The organism is Pseudomonas shirazensis (assembly GCF_014268785.2).
In the GTDB taxonomy this organism is placed as follows: Bacteria; Pseudomonadota; Gammaproteobacteria; order Pseudomonadales; family Pseudomonadaceae; genus Aquipseudomonas; species Aquipseudomonas shirazensis.
This window is the reverse complement of record NZ_JABWRD020000003.1, coordinates 85980-105201: the sequence shown is the minus strand read 5'-3', so window position 1 is coordinate 105201 and position 19222 is coordinate 85980. Positions and strand designations below refer to the sequence as shown.

Below are 19222 nucleotides of genomic sequence, written 5' to 3'. Positions count from 1 at the left end.
ATCCCTTTGCGTCAGGCGTCGGCGGCCAATGGGTGAGCGGCAAACCAGGCGCGCGCCTGCTCCGGGATCACCCCGATGCCATGAAAAGTGTTGACCCTGAAGCCCTGTTGTTCGCCGCGGTGATGCAGCGCCCGCGCGCAGCGCTCGGGCATCAAGCGGCGGGCCAGCAGGCGACCGAGGGCGGCGCTGTGGCCAAACGGGGTGACCCAGTCGTTGATCCACATGCGCTCGCCGCTGCACCAGTCGGCTTCGTCCAGCTCGATCGGCGAGCGGGTCAGGTAGCGCTGTTCGGCGGCCTCGCTGAGGTTCAGCCAGGAGACGAAAAACACCGGGCGACCGCCCTCGCTGCCCAGCACGAACTGGCGGTGCTTGAGCGCCGGCAACAGCAGGCTGGCGAGGCTGTGCAACGGGGCGTCGCGGTGGGCCGTGGAGTGCATCCATAGCCAGGTCGCAGCGCCCAGCGCGGTGGCTTCGTTCCAAGGTTCGTCGATCAAGCCTGGGGCGGTGATGTCGAAGGTGTCGATGCGCATGGCAGCCTCCTCAGAACGACAGCGCGACGGTAAACGCGCTGGTGAAGTTGGCGGTTTCAAAGCCATCGGGCTTTTTCAACGGCGTACCCCACGACCAGTCGTAAGAGAGGTTGCGATAACCGCCGCGCACACCGACCACGGCACCGGCCAGGCGCCGGCCGATCAGGTAGTCGGCGGAGTTGCCGCCGACTTCGCCGTAGTCGACCCCGGCGTACAACTCTTGGCCGCTACTGCCCAGGGCCAGGCCGAGTTCGTTGCTCAAGGTCCAGCCGCGGTCGGCAGAGAGGATGTTCTCGCCATCGAAACCACGCACCGAATAGCGCGTGCCGATGCTGAAGCGGTCTTGCGGGACCAGTTCGGTGCGGTTCCACTGCGCGCGCCAGCCGCCGATGTAGCGCAGGCGCTGGCCATAGGCGTCGAACGGCACTTGCAGCTGGGCGTCGGCCTGGATGATTTTCGAGCGGGCGGTGCCGTCGCCGAAGGCTTCTTCCGGCGCCTCCAAGGCACTGTGGGCGCCGGTGCCACGGCGGTAGCTCAGGCCAAGATCAAGGGTTGAAGCGCCGATGAACTCACGATGACCAATGCCCGCCTGCCAACCGGCCATGCGCCGGTGTTGCTGGAGCAGTTCGGTGTCGTCGATGAAGTTTTCCGAAGAGCGCGTCCACAGGCTGCCCCACATCGTCGTCTTGCGCACCGCATCGCGGTACACCAGACGCGACAGGCGCAGCTCGTTGTTGCGGCTTTCGCCGCGGTAGAGGAAGTCCTGGTTAACCCCGGCCACCGTCTGGTGGTAGTCGTACTCGCTGCTGGTGAACGCCAGCTGCCAGTACCCGAACGGCAGCGAGTAATGCAGGGTGTGCCCTTTCGAGCCCTTGTCGCCGGAGGTGCCGCCGCCCAGGTCGTGGTTGAAGCTGGCGTAGAACAGGTCATTGAGCGATAGCGGGTTGTCCAGCGACAGCGCCACGGCGCCCTGGTATTTGCCGGTGGTCTTGCTGCCGCTGTTGTCCACCGACAGGCTCAGGCGCGCCGGAAAGCGCTGGCGCCAAGCAATGATCACGTCGCTCTCGCCCGGCTTGGCGGTGCTGCTGGCGGCAGGCGCGATGCGGATATCGGCTTCGGCAGTGGGCACCCGTTTGAAGTTTTCCAGCGCTTGTTCGATGTCGCGCAGGTTGAGCAGATCGCCAGGCTTGGCCGGCATCGCGTTCCAGGCGTTGGCGCGCCCGCTGGTGCCCTCGGCAAAGCGCACCTGGCCGATGCGGCCGGGCAGCAGGGTCAGCACCAGGATGCCGCTGTTGAGGTCTTGCGCTTCGGCCAGGACGCGGGTGGTGACGTAGCCCTTGGCGATGATCGCGTTCTGCATGCGCTTCATCGTCAGGTTGATGCCGGCACCGCCCAGGCACTGGCCCAGCGCTGGGTCGTCGCTGGGGTTGGCGGCCTGCAGCGCCCACTGGAACTGCTCGGCAGCCTCGCCGATCAGGCGGATATCGTTGATCTTGAAGCAGGGTTTTTCATCACGCGGCAGGCGCGCCTGAGCCTCGGCCACAGGTGCAGCTTCCAGGCGCACGTCAGGGCGGGTGTCGAGTTGCTCGCGCAGGATTCGCTCGCGCTCGCGTTGGCGCAATTCTTCATCGGCAACGGCTGCCGAAGCTGACTGGCTGGCCACCAGACCTGCCAGCAGCAGGCATAGTGGAGGAACAAGCGAGGCGAATGAGCGGGCGACAGCAACAGTCACCGCGCCGCGTTGCGCGAGTGGAGGCATGACACGTCCTTGTGAACCGGAAACGGGTAAAGGCCTGGGACAGGGGGGATGTCCTGCAGGCCTGAAATCGAACGGTCTGACGTGTCATTCGCAGAAAAGTTGCGTGATGAAGTAGGAAAAATCAGCACAGCAGAGCGATTTGTGAAACAAATCGCACTCTGAGCGTCGGGTTTTGTCGCGCGGTCCTGTAGTTACTCTTTGCTGACCGTGGCTGCTTCATCGGTCGAAGGCGCCTCGCTGGCGGCAGCCTCCTGGACTGGCGCGGCGTCGACTCTGCGCAGCCGATTCAGCTCTGGCAGGCCGAGTTTCAACAACCGTGCAGTCTTGTTGCTGGCGACCTTTTCCAGACCTTGATCTGCCGGCACCCGCGCCAGCTGCCCGGCCAGGCTCATGGCCAGAATCTGCCGCGAGTAGACCCCGCCACCCAAGGCATACACCGCCGCAATCAGCTCGCGCAGCGGCAGCGGCAAGCGCCAGCGGGTGCGCAGCGCCGAGCCGAATGGGGCGCCGAATTCGTTGAGCGACAGTTGCACCTGATCTTCATCCAGCTCACCGCCGGCCAGGCGCCACTCCTGCAGGCAACGCAGCACCGCTAGGTCGCCCAGACAATGCAGCAGGCCGGCGCAGTAGCAGCGACCTTCATCAACTTCAAGCATGCGCGCCAGGGTGCGGCCGTACTCTGCGGTGTGCAGCGACAAGTCCCAGTAGTGAGCGGCATGCCGGGCCAGCAGTGGGTCGCTCAGCCGCGCGCTGCGCTTGAGGGTCAGGCCGAGCACCAGGTTCATGCTCTGGGTGCTGCCGAGTTTGTTCAGCGCCTGCAGCAAAGTCTGTGCCGGGGCATCGCTGTGCATCGCCGCGCTGTTGGCGGCGGCGATCAATACCGCGGTGATCTGCGGGTCGCTGCGTACCTCTTCTTCAAGCACGCGCAGGTCCAGCCCTTGCGGGTTGAGCGCGCGCTGGATGGCTTGCTCGACGTCGGCCAGCAGCGGCCCACCGTCGGCACTGGCGCGGCGCTGCTCAAGATACGCCGGCAGCTTGGCTCCGGGGCTGAGCGGCGGCACCGGGCAGGCGATCTCCTCGCCGACGCTGGTCAGCAGCACTTCGAGGCGCTTGCGCAGTTTGTCGATGTTGAGCGGTTTGCTCAGGTATTCAGTGGGTTGCAACGGCAGCACTTCGCGCACGCTGGCGCTGTCGCTGCGGTTGCTCAGCAAAATGAACGGCAGGCTCGGCGTCTGGCTTTTGCCACGCACTCTGCGCAGCAGGTCGAGGCCGTCAATGTCACCCACCAGCTCACGGTCGGCGATGATCAGGTCAGGCTTGCTGGCCAGTGCCGCCAGCGCCTGGGTGCCGTCGGCGCAGATCTGCAGGCGGGCGTCGCAGCGCACGCTTAGCAGGGTTTCGCGCAGCATGTCGCGCACCCATGGGTCGCCTTCGGCAATCAAAACGCAAGGCGCGGTGGGGTTTGCAACGCTCATGGGCTACTCCTGAGTAATCGTGTCACGCAATCCGTTGCAGCTTCCAAAACAGGTCCGTGGGCTAACCATAGCGTCTAGCCCGGTCGACAGGCATAAAAAAACCCGCCTAGGCGGGTTTTTTTCTGACGCGGGTCACATTACGCGAGTTCAGCGAAGCACTCTTCGATGATCGCCAGGCCCTTGTCGAGCAGGGCGTCTTCGGCGGTCAGCGGCACCAGGATGCGCAGGACGTTGCCGTAAGTACCGCACGACAGCAGGATCAGGCCCTTGTCGCGCGCCTTGGCCACGACCTGGTTGACTGCTGCAGCGTTTGGCGTGTGCGAGCCAGCTGCGTCGAACACTTCAACTGCAATCATCGAACCCAGTGCACGCACATCACCGATGATCGGGTGCTTGGCCTGGATCTGGCGCAGGCCAGCGACCAGGTGCTCGCCAACAGCCTTGCTGCGGTCGAGCAGTTTTTCTTCTTCGAACACCTGGATCACGGCCAGGGCCGCGGCGCAGGCGATCGGCGAACCGGCGTAGGTGCCGCCCAGGCCGCCTGGAGCGATGGCGTCCATGTACTCGGCCTTGCCGCACACACCGGCCAGCGGGAAGCCGCCAGCGATGGATTTGGCGAAGGTGGTCAGGTCAGGCGCAACGCCCATCTGTTCCATGGCGAAGAAGGTGCCAGTACGGCCAGCGCCGGTCTGCACTTCGTCGGCGATCAGCAGGATGCCGTGCTGGTCGCAAAGGGCGCGCAGGCGCTGCATGAACGGCTTGGTCACCGGGATGAAACCACCTTCGCCCTGAACTGGTTCGATGATGATTGCAGCGATGTCTTTTGGCTCGGCGTCGTTCTTGAAGATGCGCTCGATGGAAGCGATCGAGTCGTCGATGCTCACGCCGTGCAGCTCGTTCGGGAAGATCGCGCGGAAGATGCCGCCTGGCATCAGGCCCATGCCGGCCGAGTACGGTACGACTTTACCGGTCAGACCCAGGGTCATCATGGTACGGCCGTGGTAGCCGCCGGTGAAGGCGATCACGCCAGCACGGCCAGTGGCAGCGCGGGCGATCTTGACGGCGTTTTCAACCGCTTCGGAGCCGGTGGTGACCAGCAGGGTCTTCTTGTCAAAGTCGCCTGGGACCAGCTCGTTGATTTTTTCGCACAGCTCAACGTAAGGCTCGTAGGCCAGCACCTGGAAGCAGGTGTGGCTGACCTTGGTCAGCTGGTGCTGAACAGCGGCAACCACTTTCGGGTGCAGGTGGCCGGTGTTGAGTACGGCGATGCCGCCGGCGAAGTCGATCAGTTCGCGGCCTTCAACGTCGATCACGGTAGCGTTCTTCGCGGTGTCGACGAAGATCGGGTGGATCTGGCCAACGCCACGTGGGACGGCGGCGACACGACGTTGCATCAAGGATTCGTTGGTCTTGCTCATAGTGCCCTCAATTGCGCCGACTAAGAGCGGCGCTTGGGGGTGGCTGGGTCTGTTCGCGATCAGTATTCGTTGATCGACTGGCGCGAGCGCCCGGGCCACCAGGTCCTGCAATATAAAAAGACCAGCGAGACGTCGCTCTCGCGCCCCGCTGGCAGAGGTAAAAACCTTGCTACTGGATCAGACGCTGATGCACAGGTACTTGATTTCGAGGTAGTCCTCGATGCCGTACTTGGAACCTTCGCGGCCCAGGCCCGAGGCCTTGATGCCGCCGAATGGCGCAACTTCGTTGGAGATCAAGCCGGTGTTGATGCCGACCATGCCGTATTCCAGCGCTTCGGCAACACGGAACACACGGCTCATGTCGCGGGCGTAGAAGTACGAGGCCAGGCCGAATTCGGTGTCGTTGGACATGGCGATGACTTCGGCTTCGTCTTTGAAGCGGAACAGCGGCGCCAGTGGGCCGAAGGTCTCTTCCTTGGCCACGGCCGCAGTTTTCGGCACGTCGACGAGGATGGTCGGTTCGAAGAAGTTGCCTTCGATCAGCTTGCCGCCGGAAAGGATCTTGGCGCCTTTGCTGACCGCGTCCTGGATGTGCTCCTGAACCTTGGCTACAGCCTTGCCGTCGATCAGCGGGCCGGTGGTGGTGCCGTCTTCCAGGCCGTTACCGATCTTGAGCTTGGCCACAGCGGCCTTGAGCTTCTCGGCGAACGCGTCGTAGACGCCGTCCTGCACGTAGATACGGTTGGCGCAGACGCAGGTCTGGCCGTTGTTGCGGTACTTGGAGATGATCGCGCCTTCGACTGCCTTGTCCAGGTCAGCGTCGTCGAACACGATGAACGGAGCGTTGCCACCCAGCTCCAGCGAGACCTTTTTGATGTCCTTGGCGCATTCCTGCATCAGCTGACGGCCGATTTCGGTCGAGCCGGTGAAGGACAGCTTGCGCACGATCGAGTTGCCGGTCAGCTCGGTGCCGATGTCGCCGGCGCTGCCGGTGACGACGCTGAACACGCCAGCCGGGATGCCGGCGCGGGTGGCCAGCTCGGCCAGGGCCAGAGCGGAATACGGGGTCTGCGAAGCCGGCTTGAGCACCATGGTGCAGCCAGCGGCCAGAGCCGGGCCGGCTTTACGGGTGATCATCGCGGCCGGGAAGTTCCACGGGGTGATGGCCGCGGTAACGCCGATTGGCTGCTTGATGACGATCAGGCGCTTGTCTGGCTGATGGCCCGGGATGGTGTCGCCATAAACGCGCTTGGCTTCTTCGGCGAACCACTCGATGAACGAGGCGGCGTAGGCGATTTCGCCCTTGGCTTCAGCCAGCGGCTTGCCTTGCTCGGTGGTCATCAGGCGAGCCAGGTCGTCCTGGTTCTCGATCATCAGCTCGAACCAGCGACGCAGCTTGTTCGAACGCTCTTTGGCAGTCAGGGCACGCCAGGCCGGCAGGGCTTTGTCGGCAGCTTCGATGGCGCGGCGGGTTTCAGCGGCGCCCATCTTTGGCACGGTGCCGATGACTTCACCGGTAGCCGGGTTGGTCACCTGGATGGTCTGGCCGTTGTCCGCATCCAGCCATTCACCGTTGACGAAGGCTTGCTGGCGGAACAACTGAGCGTCTTTGAGCTGCATGTCGGCTTCCCTTGAGCACCGTGAGCGCACGGAGCGAATTATTGATTGTTGAACACGCACCCCAACACGGAAAACGGCCGTTACGGGGCTTGAGCGTTTGAAATCTCAAACGAATCGTAAGGGTCTGTTGGGTCTTGGACAATAGGCTGTTCGAAAAAAAGAACGAGTGGTTGAACACCTCGTCCGATTTTCGTCAGCGTTGCGTGGCCCGCGCAGGGCCCGACAACAGTAGCCCCGCTCGTCGTGAAAGGCCAGCGACGCTGGCGCGGCGGATATTTGGGGAATAGCGCAGTCTTGGTGTAGGAGCGGCCTTGCCGGGGCGCCGGACCGGTCCGAAAGGCCCGCAAAGCGGGCCCGGCGATGTCAGCGGCGAAGCTGATAATGCGGGGCCGCTGCGCAGCCCTTCGCGGCGGTCCGGCGTCCCGGTGAACCCGCTCCCACAGGTACGTGTACGGTTTTAGAATGCCTTGTCGAGTTCGATGACCAGCGCGCGGTAGCCGACGCTGCCTGGCTGGCGGCTGAGCACCTTGAGCTCGACCAGCACCTCCTGGGTGCCGCGGCGCACTTCGTTGAGGGTGGTGGTGGTGAGTTTGTCCTTGGTGAGGAAGCCGACCGAGGCCGAGTAGATGAACTGGGTGTCGGTTTCCGGGCGGTAGGCGACCACCGAGGTGACCGGGCTGTACCACTCGTCTCCGCGCTCCTTGCCGTATTCCCAGACCTGCTCGACCGTGCCTTTGGCTTCATCGATACGGTATTCGACGGCGCGGCTGTAGTTGCCGCTGAGCTTGGTCGCGGCAAAGTCGCGGCCCCAGCCATTATCGAACACAGTCAGCGTGCCTTTGCCGGTGAGCCAGGCGGTGTGCTGGGTCCACGACCAGTCGAAGCCCTCGCTGGCGATCGGCTTCAGCACCTTGTCGCGCAGGCGCTGCGGCCAGCCCTGCGGTGAGGCCAGAATCCACTTCACCTGCTTGTCGCGACCGATCTTAACCACGCCTTGGTGGCGTGCTGAAATGATAATGCTGTCGTCATCTGCGTCGTAGTCGATGGCATTGACGTGGGCCCAGTTGCGTCCGGTGCCGACTCCGGGGATGTCGCCGAACGGCAGGTCGCCCTCGGCCAGTTCATTGGCCAGGTTGCTGTCCTGCCGAGCCACGCCTGCGGGTAATTGCACGGCGGCCTTGCCGAGGGTTTCCAGCAGGTCGCCGCGATACGGGTCGAGGATCTGGTTGAGGTCCCAGAACTCCAGCACATCGCCGGCTTCGTTGACCTCGATGATGTGGTCGCGCACCGAGCGCACGCGCTTGCCGTCAGGGCGGCGATAGTCGCTGGTGCCGACCCGCAGCAGGTAGGTGCCATGGGGTGTTTCGCGAATCTCGTGGGAGAAGTCGGCGAACTTGTCCGGCAGGTTGCGCTGCCACACCTGGCGGCCGAGCAGATCGTACTTGGAGTAGGTCTGGCCCTGGCCCCAGATCAGTTTGCCGTCGCGGGTCTGCTGGAAGCCCATGGTCCCGCCGAGGCCGTCACGGCGGTTAGAGTCGTGGATCTGTTCGATGTCCAGATACCAGCGCACGTCGCCATTGCTGTCGGCGATCCAGTTGTTGCCGACCTGATCCCACTCGGCAGCGCCGCCCAGGGCATTCCATTTCAGCGCACGGCCACCTGGGATATCGCCGAGCAGGTGGTTGAACAGGTACAGGCGCTGCTCGAAGCCCGGCGCGACCTTGACCGGTACTACTTCAGGCAGGGCGGCGGTCTGCTTGGCCACCACCGGCAGGCGCACGGCCGGGGCGTAGATCTGGTACTGCTCGCGGATGCGCTCGCCGTCGAGCTTGTAACTGACCTCGACCTGGTTGACGTGGTCCGGGTACAGGCCAAACACCGGGATGCCGCCGTAGGTCCAAAGCGAGCGGTCGCTGACGTCGTAGCTGATATCCACCCCGCGCTCGCCACGGCCGCGCACGCGCACATGGGCGGCGCTGATCGCGCGGCCGCCATCGCGGATGATCGCGGTCAGCGGCGCCAGCCGGTAAGGGTTGACCACCACGTCGCCGAGCAGCGCTTCGTCACGGTCGGGGACCTTGGCAGTCAGGCAAGCGCCTTCGGGCAGGTCGAGGGTTTCGGTCTTGGCATTCATGGCAAAGCTCCTTGTACTTAGAAGTCGTAACGGGCGGTGGCACCGAAGGTGCGTGGGGTGCCGAGCACGCCGGCATAACCGCCGTTGGCGGAGTTCCACAGGCTGGTGAAGTAGGTTTTGTCGCCGGCGTTTTTCACCCACAGCGACAGGTCGACGACGCCGTCACCTTGGTCCAGGCGCACGCCGGTAGAGAGGTTGACCAGCGCGTAGCTGGGGATCTGGCCGAAGTCGGAGTCATCGATGGTGCCAACCGCCCGCGAGCGAAAGGCGTAGCTGGCGGTGACGTAGGGCTCGATGCGATCCGTCAGTTGCCATTTGTATTGGCCGTTGAAGTTGGCGATGTACTTGGAGGCGCCGACCACTTGATGGCCAGACAAGTCGCAGGTGGCGGTGGCATTGGCCAGGCTCACTTCCGGCGGGCATGGCGCGTCCTTGTAGTCGGTGTAGCGCACGTCGTTCCACGAGCCGTTGAAGTTCAGGGTCAGGCCCTGGATCGGCAGCGCCGTGGCTTCGAACTCGACCCCGCGCGAACGCACGCTGCCGGCGTTGGCCAGGTACTGCACGCGGTTGACCTGGTCGTAGACGTTGGCCTGGTAGCCATGCACCTGGGCCCAGAACAGGTTGCTGTTGAGCTGCAGGCGGTTGTCGAACAGGGTGGTCTTGAGCCCGACTTCGGCGTTGTTGACCCGCTCGGTACCGACCAGCAACGAGTCGGTGCCCAGCCTTGGCGCGGCGCCGACGGTAAGGTTGACCCCGCCTGATTTCTCGCCGTGGGTGAGGCTGGCGTAGCCGAGCACGGCATCGCTGAAGCGGTAGCTCAGGCTGAGCAGGCCGGTCGGGCTGAAGCTGTACTGGTTGAGGTCGCCCGAGTCGTAGGCGCCGACCCGGCCATTGCGCGCCGCAGCGGCCGCACCGGTAACCGCCGCGCCACCGCTGGGCGCAGCGCGGTCGACCCAGGCGCTTTTCTCTTCATAGGTGCCGCGCACGCCGGCGGTGAAGTCGAGGCGGTCGGTCAGGTGCCAGGTGCCCTGGGCGAACAGCGCGTAACTGTCGGTATCGATGTGGCCGTTGCCGATCGTGGTGACGTTGGCCAGCGCGCCCGCCGGGGTGGCGTTCCAGATGTCCGCCTGCGGGCCGTAATAGTTGAACGATTTGTTGTCCAGGTCCTGCTTGAAGTAGTAGGCACCGAGCACGTAATCGAAGAAGCCGCCGGTCGGCGAGGCCAGGCGAATTTCCTGCGAGTACTGCTTGTCGCGCACCGACACGCCGGCGTTGTAGCTGGCCGCCACGTTGAGGCCGTCGTCGTTGCGCGGGGTGAAGTCCCACCAGCGGTAGGCGCTGATCGAGGTCAGGGTGAAGTCGTTGGGCAGGGTCCAGTTGGCCTCGACCGAGGTGCCGCCCTGGAACACCGTTACCTGCTGATCGGAGTCGAAGTTGACCTTGCGGTCCTTGCCCGACACCAGCGTCGCACCGGCCTGGTTGGCCAGGCTTTCATAGCGGTTGACCCCGTTGATGGTCGGGCCGGTGCTGTACAGGCTGAGGATGCCGTTGTTGGAGTCCTCTTCGTTGTACTCGCCGATCCAGCGCAGGTTGAACGCCTCGTTGGGCTTGAACAGCAACTGGGTACGAAAGCCCTGACGCTTGCCGCCATTAAGATCGTCGCCGTTATAGACGTTCTTCACATAGCCGTCGTCTTCGGTGCGGTAAGCGCTGATGCGCCCGGCCAGGGTGTCGCTGAGCGGGCCGGAGTAGCTGGCCTGGGTCTGCCAGTAGCCATCTTCGGCCAGCGAGGTCTGCACGCTGCCCTCTGTATGGAAGGTGGGTTTGCGCGTGGTGATGTTGAGCACGCCAGCGGTGGTGTTCTTGCCGAACAAGGTGCCTTGCGGGCCGCGCAGCACTTCCAGTTGCTCGACGTCGAGCAGGTCGAATACGGCCATGCCCGGGCGGCCGAGGTAGACGTTGTCCAGATAGATGCCGACGCTGCCTTCGAGGCCATCGCTGGCCGGGTTGTTGCCCAGGCCACGGATGGAAATGCTCGACTGACGTGCATGCACGTAGGAGACGTTGGTGCTCGGCACCAGCTGTTGCAGATCCTGCACACGGTAGATGCGCTGGGTTTCGAGGGTTTCGCTGCTGAGCACACTGATCGCGGTCGGTACGCTTTGCGCGGTTTCTTCGCGGCGGCGGGCGTTGACCGTGACCGTACCGAGCTGGGCGCCCGCCTCCACCGCAGGCGTGGCGCTGACGGTTTGATCAGCAAAACTGCTGTTGGCCGCCGCAAGCAACACCCCGGCGGCAAGCGGCTGCAGGGCAAACAGTGTGGCCCGGGCGGGCCAGCGGGAAAGTCGAGACATACGGGTGCTCCTAGAGGCGTGGGCCTTGGCGAGCATTTCCGTTGGCGGAACCGAATCGCGGTCTGGCAGGCTTATATTCTTATTGGATCTATAAATATGTTTAATTCATATTTTGTGGAATAAGTAACACCCTTTATAAGGTTCACAACCCTTCCTGCCAATTGCATTTCACCGAAAGTTTCCATGTAGAAAATGCATATAGATCTGCGCCAACTGCGCCACTTCATCGCCCTGGTCGAGCACCGCAGCTTCGTCGCTGCGGCCGTTGCCGTGAGCCTGTCGCAATCGGCCTTCAGCCGGAGCATTCAGACCCTCGAGCACAACGTCGGCTGTCGCCTGATCGACCGCGCCAGCAAGGAGCTGGCACCGACCCGGCAGGGTTTGCTGGTGCTGGAGCACGCGCGTCGGCTGGTGCATGGCGCGCATAACCTGGCCAACGAGATCAACCAGTTCAACGGCGCGACGACCGGCCTGGTGCGCTTCGGCTCGGGGCCGGCGCCGGCCGGCGGGTTGGTACCGCGGGCGGTGGCGCGGTTCGTTGCCGAGTACCCGGCGGCGCGCACCTGTTTTCAGGTGGATAACTGGCAGGCGCTGAACCGCCGGTTGATGGCCGAAGAGATCGAGTTCTTTGTCGCCGACACGCGTCAGTTTGAAGCCGACCCGGACTACCGCGTGCACAAGCTGACGCCGCAGCGCTGGCACTTCTGCTGCCGCGCCGGGCATCCGCTCACGGCTCAAGCCGAGGTGCGCGCGCGGGACCTGTTCGACTATCCGCTGGCGACCACCTTCCGCCCGCCGAACATCCGCAAGATCCTCAGCGACCTCAGTGGCCGGCAAGATTTTTTGCCCAGCGTCGAGTGTGAGCATGGTTATGCGCTGCTCAATGTGGTCGCGCACTCGGACACCATCGGCATCGCCTGCAGCGCCAATCTGCGGCCGTATCAGGGGGAAGGTGGGCTGGTGGCGCTGGAGCTGGTTGACCTCAGCCAGGAGCAGGAAGATGAGTGCTATACCCGTTATGGCGTGGTTAGCCGGGTGGGATATGGCTTGTCGCCGTTGGCGCAGGGGTTGGTCAGGCAGTTGCTTGCCTGTGATAGCGAGACTTGAGTGTTTCAGGTCGATCTTGGGGCCGCAAAGCGGCCCCAAGCCATATCAGCCCTTGCGAGTAGTGCGGCTCAACTGGCCATCAACCCCCACCGGCACTTCGCCGGCCAAGGTCACCCGGCGCACGATGCGCGGCTGGGTGCCGTAGTCGTCCAGCGCGTAGTGCTGGGTGGCGCGGTTGTCCCAGATCGCCACATCGCCGACCTGCCAACGCCAGCGCACAGTGTTTTCCAGGCGAGTGACATGCCCTTGCAACACAGCGAACAGGTGCGCCGAATCGGCCTGTGAATAACCTTTGATGCGTTTGACGAACTGGCCCAGTTGCAGCACGCGCTCGCCACTGATGGGGTGCACACGCACCACCGGGTGTTCGGTCTCGTAAACGGTCGAGGTGAACACCTTGCGGTGGCGCTCGAGCTTCTCCGGGCTGACATCCGGCTTGGCCGCGGCATAGTCGTATTCGTTGCTGTGCACGGCCCAGAGCTTGTCAGCCAGCTCGCGCAGCGGCTCAGGCAGCTCGCGGTAGGCGGCTGCGGTATTGGCCCAGACGGTGTCGCCGCCAGAGGCGGGAGCGACCACGCTGCGCAGGATCGAAGCTTTCGGGTAGGCATCGACGAAGGTCACGTCGGTGTGCCAGGCATTGGCCCGCTGGCCTTCGGCGCCGTCGAGCTGGAACAGGTAATGGCTGCCGTCGAGTACCGGCACGGTCGGGTGTGCGACTGGTTCGCCGAGGCGCTTGGCAAAGGCTTCCTGGGCGGCATCGTCGAGGTGATGCTGGGCGCGGAAGAAGATCACCTTGTGTTCCACCAGGGCAGCCTGGATGGCATCGATGCTGGCGGCGTCCAGCTCGGCCGACAGCGCGATGCCGCGAATCTCGGCGCCGATGCGGCCGCCAATCGGCAGGATTTCCAGTGCAGCGGTGTGTGGCGCGGTAGCCAGTGCGGCGTTGCTCATAGCGGTGGTCCTCACGGTCATAAGACAGGCGTTGTGATGATTCAGCGGGCGGCCTGGGTGGCCTGGGTCTGTTGCAGGGCAGCGTCGAGGAAGCGTGGCTCGATCCATTCGGAGACCGGGAAGCCACGGCGGATCAGGCGCTCTTTGGCAGCCAGATCGACGCCTTGCTGGAGCAAGCCGACAAACTCGGCGTCCAGCCGTGGATCGAAGTACTCGGCGAGGTTTTCGTCAGCCAGGTCGCCTTCCAGAATCACCCGCGGATAATTGGCAGTGGTGGCCACCAGCTCGATGTAGGCCTGGCGGTTGTGCTCGTCGCGCAGCCATTGGCTGGCCTGCTCCTGGGCCTTGACCAAACGTGCAGTCAGTTCGGGGTGCTGGCGGATGAATTCGCCGGTGCCCAGCAGCACCGCCTGGGTGCTGCCAGCACCCTTGAGGTCGCGTGAGCTGACCGGCAGCTCGACCAGCCCGCGCTCACGCAGTGAGAGCAGATTGGACAGGCCCCAGGTGGCGTCGATCTGCTTGGCGGCGATGGCGGCATTGGCGGCGTTGAAATCCAGGTTGATGACTTTCAGGTCGCGTTCGGACAAGCCCTGGCTGGCCAACGCGCTGGCGAACGACAGCTGGTTTGCCGTGCCGCGGAACACCGCCACGCGCTTGCCCTTGAGGTCGGCCAGGGTCTTGATGCCTGAGCCCGGCACCACGCCGAGGTAACTCTTGACCCCCCGCACACCAGCCGACAGCACCCGCGTATCGAGGCCATTGGCCTTGCCGATGATCGCTGCCAGGTCGCCGAGGTAGGCGAAGTCGGCCTGGCCGTTGGCCAGCGCTTCGTTGATCACCGGGCCGGCGCCCTTGAAGAAGTGCCAGTCGATTTTGATGCCGTCTTTGGCGAATTCCTTTTCCAGCAGTTGCTGGCTGCGCAGCACGTCGACCACGCCACCGGCGCTGGGCTTGCTGCCGGCGCTGAGGTCGGGCACGGCGATACGGATGCTGTCGACTTCGGCGGCCTGAGTAGTCAGGGCGAAGCTGCTCAGCAGGCCGGCCAGCACGGTCGGGGCGAAGCGGGTGAGTAGGTGACGTAGCGGGGTTTTCATGGCACGGCTCCTTGGCAGGCTGCCACCGGCAAGGGCCGGCGCTTTGGGCAGAAGCTAGGCAAGGATGGTTAGAAGTAACAAAGACTGAATGTGCATTCCTTAGTAACTAAAAGGCATAAATCAGGGTTGGCGGGGTGTGTCGCCGGGGTTGCGGAACGTGCATTTGAAATATGAGCAGAACGCATTGGCTGGGGGGTTCTCGATGCGTGGCCTGCATGCTCTTATGTCTTGAAATTATCTATGCGTAATTTTTTATTCTTTTATTGAATATGTTAATTGCGGTTTGCTGGAGGGCGCGATGGGCGACATTTTGCGACAGGGGCGGGGATTGCTGGGGCAGCTGCGCAGCCCTATTGCGTCCGACATGGCGCCCCGACATGACCGCTCCGGCCAAGGGTGGCTGGCCTGGATAGTGCCAGTGGGTTTGGCGTTGTTGTGGGTGGTGGCCAGCCGTTGGCATTGGATGAGCGAGCAGATTCTGCCGGGGCCGGCGCTGGTTTGGCAGAGTGCGCTGGAGTTTGGCAGTGCCGAGCTTTGGGGGCACCTGTGGATAAGTTTGCAGCGGCTGCTTTGCGGGTTGCTCGCGGGCATTGCCGGCGGATTGCTGTTGGGGACCTGGCTGGGCGCTTCGCGCAGGGCGCAGACGTTGGTGATGCCGACGTTCATCGCACTGGCACAGATCCCGACGCTGGCCTGGATCCCGCTGTTCATGTTGTTTTTCGGCATCGGCGAGCTGCTCAAGCTGGTGGTGCTGATCAAGGCGGTAGTGGTGCCGGTGACCTTGCACACGCTGGTGGGCGTGCGCGATGCACAACCCAAACTGCGGGAAGCCGCAGCGACCTTGCGCCTGCCGGCACATTTGCTGTTCCGTCGGCTGCTGTTGCCGGCTGCCCTGCCGTCGTTTCTGGCGGGAGTGCGGCTGGCGCTGGCGACAGGCTGGACCTCGCTGCTGGCCGTCGAGCTGCTGGCCTCCAGCGAGGGCATCGGCTACCTGATGGTGTGGGGTCGGCAGCTGTTCATGCTCGATCTGGTATTCCTCTGCATCGTGCTGATCGGCGCGGTCGGGTTCTTGATGGACCGCGGTTTCAGCAGCCTGGAGCGACGCCTGCTGTTCTGGCCGCAAGCGGCTACCGGCGAGCAAAGCCGGGCGCAGTTACCACGGGCCTGGCAAGGATTGTTGTTGCCGCTGGGCCTGCTGACGCTGTGGCAGGCGGCCAGCAGCTTTGGCTGGGTCGACGACAATATTCTTACTTCGCCACTGGGCGTGCTGGCCAGCCTGCAGGCAGGCCTCGCCGATGGCTCGCTGCTGGAGGCGCTGCGCTTGAGTCTGCAGCGGGCACTGAGCGGACTGCTGCTGGGCGGCGGTGCAGGCTTTGCGCTGGGGGTGCTGCTGGGCTTGTCGAAACCCGCCGAACGAACCCTCGGCCCGACCCTGTCAGCCCTGCGCCAGGTGGCGATCTTTGCCTGGGTGCCATTGCTCACCGCGTGGTTCGGCCTGGGCGAAGCGGCCAAGCTGGTCTTTGTCGGCCTGGCGGCGTTCTTCCCGCTGTTCATTGCAACCCAGCGCGGCATCGCCAGCCTGTCGCCGCAGTTGGGAGAGGCTGCCCAAGTGATGGGCCTGAACCTGCCCAAACGCCTGCGCTTGCTGATTTTGCCCGGCGCTGCCCCCGCAATATTTGCCGGCCTGCGCCTGTCGCTGATCTATGCCTGGCTGGGCACCATCGGCGCGGAATACTTCATGCCGTCCGATGGCGGTATCGCCAGCCTGATGCTCGGCGCGCAGCAGCTGTTCCGCATGGACCAAGTGATGGCGGCGATGGTCCTGATCGGCCTGATCGGCGCCGTGCTCGGCAACCTTGGACAACGCCTCGAATCGCGCGCCACGCGCTGGAGAACTGCATGAATGCCTTCAACACCTCGACCCTGCACGCCGCCAATCAAGCCGACACCACGCCAGCGCTGGTGAGCTTCGAGCAAGTCGGCAAAACCTTTACCGTCGATGGCCAGGCCTTCGAGGCCATCAACAACTTCAACCTGGCCATCAACGAAGGCGAATTCATCGCCATCGTCGGCGCCTCCGGGTGCGGCAAGTCGACCTTGCTGCGGCTGTTGGTGGGCCTGGATACCGACTACAGCGGCAGTATTCACGTCGATGGCAAGCCGGTGCAGGGCATCGGCGGCGAACGCGGCATTGTCTTTCAGGAGCACCGGCTGTTCCCGTGGCTGACAGTCGAGCAGAACATCGGCCTGGGGCTGGTCAACGAGAAACTGAGCCAGGGCGAACGCGCCCGCCGCGTGCATGAGTTCGTGCAGTTAGTGGGTCTGGTTGGCTTCGAGACGGCGTATCCGCACCAGCTGTCTGGCGGCATGGCCCAACGCGTGGCCATCGCCCGAGGGTTGGTCGCCAGCCCGCGCATCCTGCTGTTGGACGAGCCGTTTGGCGCACTCGACGCCTTGACCCGACAGCAGTTGCAGGACGAACTGCTGGCGATCCGCGAGCGCTCAGGCATCACCACCTTGCTGGTCACCCACGATGCCGAAGAGGCCACCTATCTGGCGGATCGTGTGGTGGTACTGGAGCCGCGCCCGGGGCGGATCAAGGCGGTGGTCGAGATAGACCTGCCGCACCCGCGCCAGCGCACCGGGGTGGCGCTGCATGGTTTGCGCGAGCGGGTGCTGCATCAGATCACCGGCGACGGCGGTTACTTCAAGCCCGCGTCGCAGCGGGTGGAGGGCTTGCGCCCTGAGTTGATTGCCTTGTGAGGTAAGCACCGCTACGACATTCGTGCCCGTAGTGCCGCTGGGCATGTTTCACAACGAAAACGGCTACAGATCAAGGCGATGGACGCGCTAGGCCAAGATGGGTATCATTGCGCCGCGTTGCACTCGTAGCTCAGCTGGATAGAGTACTGCCCTCCGAAGGCAGGGGTCGTGGGTTCGAATCCCGCCGAGTGCGCCACATCAAGAAAAAGCCCTGGGACTTGTCCCGGGGCTTTTTCGTTTGTGCGGACCTCACCTGCCAAGCAGCGACAAGCCCATCCTGCCGATCAGAAACACCAGCAGGATCAGAAACAAGATCCGGATAAACCCGCTGCCATAGCGCAAGGCCAGAAACGCCCCGGCCAGTGAGCCGGCCATGTTGAACAGCGCCACCACCGCGCCAAGCGCCCACAGCACATGCCCCGCTGGCGCAAAGAACAGCAGCGCAGCGCTGAACGTGCCCAGGTTCACCAGCTTTGCCGAAGCAGAGGCATTGAGAAAGTCGAAGCCAAAGTACTTCACGAAGACAAACAGCAGCAGGCTGCCGCTGCCAGGGCCAAAGACCCCGTCGTAAAACCCGATCAATGCACCGAACAAAACACCCAGTGCTATTTCCTTGGCCCCGCAGGTTGAATGGGTGTGCAAGCGGCCCAGGTCTTTCTTGGCAAAGGTGTAGATCGCCATTACTACCAGGATGCAAAAAACCAGCAACTCCATCACGTCTTTACGTATCAACGAAGTCGAAAGTGCACCGAGGAATGCAAATACAAATGCGGCCACCATGGTCGGCAGCATCAGCTTCCAGACAATCCGTATTCTTTTGATGTAGGTAGAAATCGACGACAGATTACCGGCCAGCACCACCAGTTTGTTGGTGCCAAGCACGGTAGGTATGGCGTGCTGAGGCAACGCATGCAGCAGGGCGGGCAGCTGTATCAGGCCACCGCCACCTACGGCGGCGTCGATCAGGCCTGCGCAGAAAGCGAACAGGCCCAATAGATAAATACTGGTTTCAAATAACATGAGTGTGTCGCCCGTGGCAGAGCTCACAAACTAGGTGCGTTGAGCCTGCCGGGACAAGTTACTTATACTCACTCGACCCTTCACTTTCAGTGAGCGATGCATTCATGGAGCTGGCCCAACTCACCATGTTCAAAGTGGTTGCCGACCAGGGCAGCATCGTTCGCGCTTCTGAAATCCTGCACTGCGTACCCTCCAACATCACCAACCGGATCAAACAGCTGGAACAAGAGTTGGGTGTACAACTGTTCATTCGCAAAGGCAGGGGCCTGATCATCAGCCCTTCGGGCACGCTTTTTCTCGACTACACCAATCGCATACTCGCCCTATGCCAGGAAGCCTGTCGAGCGCTCGATGCCGATGCCAAGCCGTCAGGCGTGCTGCGCGTCGGCGCCATCGAGTCCGCTGCAACCGGCCGCTTACCTGCACTGCTGGCAAAGTATCGGCAGCAACACCCCGCCGTCGAAATGCAGTTCAGCACGGCGACCTGGTCGCAATTGCTGGCCGAGGTGGTCAAGCACACGCTGGACGGCGCTGTGGTTGCGGTAAATGTCGAGCATCCCGACGTAGAGCGCTCGCCGATCTATCGGGAGGAGCTGGTAGTTATCGCGGCGTCCGACTCGGGAGTTATCCACAGTCCGCTCGATCTGCAGGGGCGAACCTGGTTGATGTGGCCTGAAGGCTGCCCGTACCGGCAGTCGCTGCAACGCTGGCTGACGCCGCACGGGCTAGAGGTGAACATCACCAGCATTGCCAGCTACGGCACCATTCTGGGCTGCGTACGCGCGGGGGAAGGCGTATCGCTGGTGCCAAAAGGCTTGTTTGAGCAGTTCAAGAACATTGGCGGGATCAACGGCTTCAGCTTCGCCGACCTGGCGCCAGTGCAGAACTACTTCATCTGCAACAAGCACACTGGCAGCCACCCTGCCAAGGACAGCTTTGCGGCGCTGCTTGGCGCTGAATATCACTTAGCTTGAGCGAAGCGCACCAAGCCAGCGCT

General features: G+C 63.4%; 14 protein-coding genes and 1 tRNA gene. 5 read left to right on the top strand and 10 right to left on the bottom strand.

All coding sequences use genetic code 11. The features are described from left to right. Window positions 1-11: 11 nt before the first annotated feature. The 7 genes from HU736_RS16435 to HU736_RS16405 all read right to left on the bottom strand — a co-directional run bounded on the left by HU736_RS16435 (window position 12) and on the right by HU736_RS16405 (window position 11290). On the bottom strand, window positions 12-530 hold the full coding sequence (locus HU736_RS16435; RefSeq protein ID WP_186701404.1) for a toxin-activating lysine-acyltransferase: 519 nt from the start codon (window positions 528-530) through the stop codon (window positions 12-14). A gap of 10 nt (window positions 531-540) precedes the next feature. After that, window positions 541-2289, bottom strand: coding sequence for a ShlB/FhaC/HecB family hemolysin secretion/activation protein (locus HU736_RS16430; protein ID WP_186701405.1), 1749 nt, complete (start codon window positions 2287-2289; stop codon window positions 541-543). Between the two features lie 191 nt (window positions 2290-2480). Then, window positions 2481-3764: a response regulator gene (locus HU736_RS16425; protein ID WP_186701406.1), complete on the bottom strand. Its 1284-nt coding sequence runs from the start codon at window positions 3762-3764 to the stop codon at window positions 2481-2483. 137 nt (window positions 3765-3901) lie between these two features. Then, window positions 3902-5182 carry a 4-aminobutyrate--2-oxoglutarate transaminase gene (gabT, locus tag HU736_RS16420; protein ID WP_101322592.1) on the bottom strand — a complete coding sequence of 427 codons (1281 nt, stop codon included), beginning with the start codon at window positions 5180-5182 and terminating at the stop codon, window positions 3902-3904. A 177-nt stretch (window positions 5183-5359) separates the two neighbouring features. Beyond that, on the bottom strand, window positions 5360-6802 hold the full coding sequence (gene gabD, locus HU736_RS16415; protein ID WP_101322593.1) for an NADP-dependent succinate-semialdehyde dehydrogenase: 1443 nt from the start codon (window positions 6800-6802) through the stop codon (window positions 5360-5362). Window positions 6803-7259: 457 nt separating this feature from the next. Beyond that, on the bottom strand, window positions 7260-8936 hold the full coding sequence (locus HU736_RS16410) for an aryl-sulfate sulfotransferase (protein ID WP_186701407.1): 1677 nt from the start codon (window positions 8934-8936) through the stop codon (window positions 7260-7262). Between the two features lie 17 nt (window positions 8937-8953). Next, on the bottom strand, window positions 8954-11290 hold the full coding sequence (locus HU736_RS16405) for a TonB-dependent receptor (RefSeq protein ID WP_186701408.1): 2337 nt from the start codon (window positions 11288-11290) through the stop codon (window positions 8954-8956). Window positions 11291-11482: 192 nt separating this feature from the next. Here HU736_RS16405 and HU736_RS16400 point away from each other — a divergent pair, with 192 nt between their 5' ends. Beyond that, on the top strand, window positions 11483-12397 hold the full coding sequence (locus HU736_RS16400) for a LysR family transcriptional regulator (RefSeq protein ID WP_101322596.1): 915 nt from the start codon (window positions 11483-11485) through the stop codon (window positions 12395-12397). Between the two features lie 45 nt (window positions 12398-12442). Here the strand turns inward: HU736_RS16400 and HU736_RS16395 are convergent, their stop codons facing one another. Further along, window positions 12443-13348, bottom strand: coding sequence for a TauD/TfdA dioxygenase family protein (locus HU736_RS16395; protein ID WP_186701409.1), 906 nt, complete (start codon window positions 13346-13348; stop codon window positions 12443-12445). Window positions 13349-13389: 41 nt separating this feature from the next. Then, on the bottom strand, window positions 13390-14442 hold the full coding sequence (locus HU736_RS16390) for an ABC transporter substrate-binding protein (protein WP_186701410.1): 1053 nt from the start codon (window positions 14440-14442) through the stop codon (window positions 13390-13392). A 364-nt stretch (window positions 14443-14806) separates the two neighbouring features. On the opposite strand from HU736_RS16390, the gene HU736_RS16385 reads away from it, so the two are divergent. The 3 genes from HU736_RS16385 (at window position 14807) to HU736_RS16375 (ending at window position 17401) form a co-directional block, all read left to right on the top strand. Continuing rightward, entirely contained in the window at window positions 14807-16345 is a 1539-nt protein-coding gene (locus HU736_RS16385; RefSeq protein ID WP_264081801.1) for an ABC transporter permease, read from the top strand. Continuing rightward, window positions 16342-17205 (top strand): ABC transporter ATP-binding protein, encoded by an 864-nt coding sequence (locus HU736_RS16380; protein ID WP_101322600.1) that lies wholly within the window; start codon window positions 16342-16344, stop codon window positions 17203-17205. Before HU736_RS16385 ends, HU736_RS16380 begins: the two co-directional genes overlap by 4 nt. Before the next feature lie 119 nt (window positions 17206-17324). Continuing rightward, window positions 17325-17401, top strand: a tRNA-Arg gene (locus tag HU736_RS16375). A gap of 53 nt (window positions 17402-17454) precedes the next feature. On the opposite strand, the gene HU736_RS16370 is transcribed toward HU736_RS16375, so the two are convergent. Then, window positions 17455-18225, bottom strand: a complete 771-nt coding sequence (locus tag HU736_RS16370) for a sulfite exporter TauE/SafE family protein (protein WP_186701412.1) — start codon at window positions 18223-18225, stop codon at window positions 17455-17457. Window positions 18226-18329: 104 nt separating this feature from the next. Here HU736_RS16370 and HU736_RS16365 point away from each other — a divergent pair, with 104 nt between their 5' ends. Beyond that, complete coding sequence (locus tag HU736_RS16365) at window positions 18330-19199, top strand: LysR family transcriptional regulator (RefSeq protein WP_186701413.1); 870 nt, start codon at window positions 18330-18332, stop codon at window positions 19197-19199. Window positions 19200-19222 lie beyond the last annotated feature (23 nt).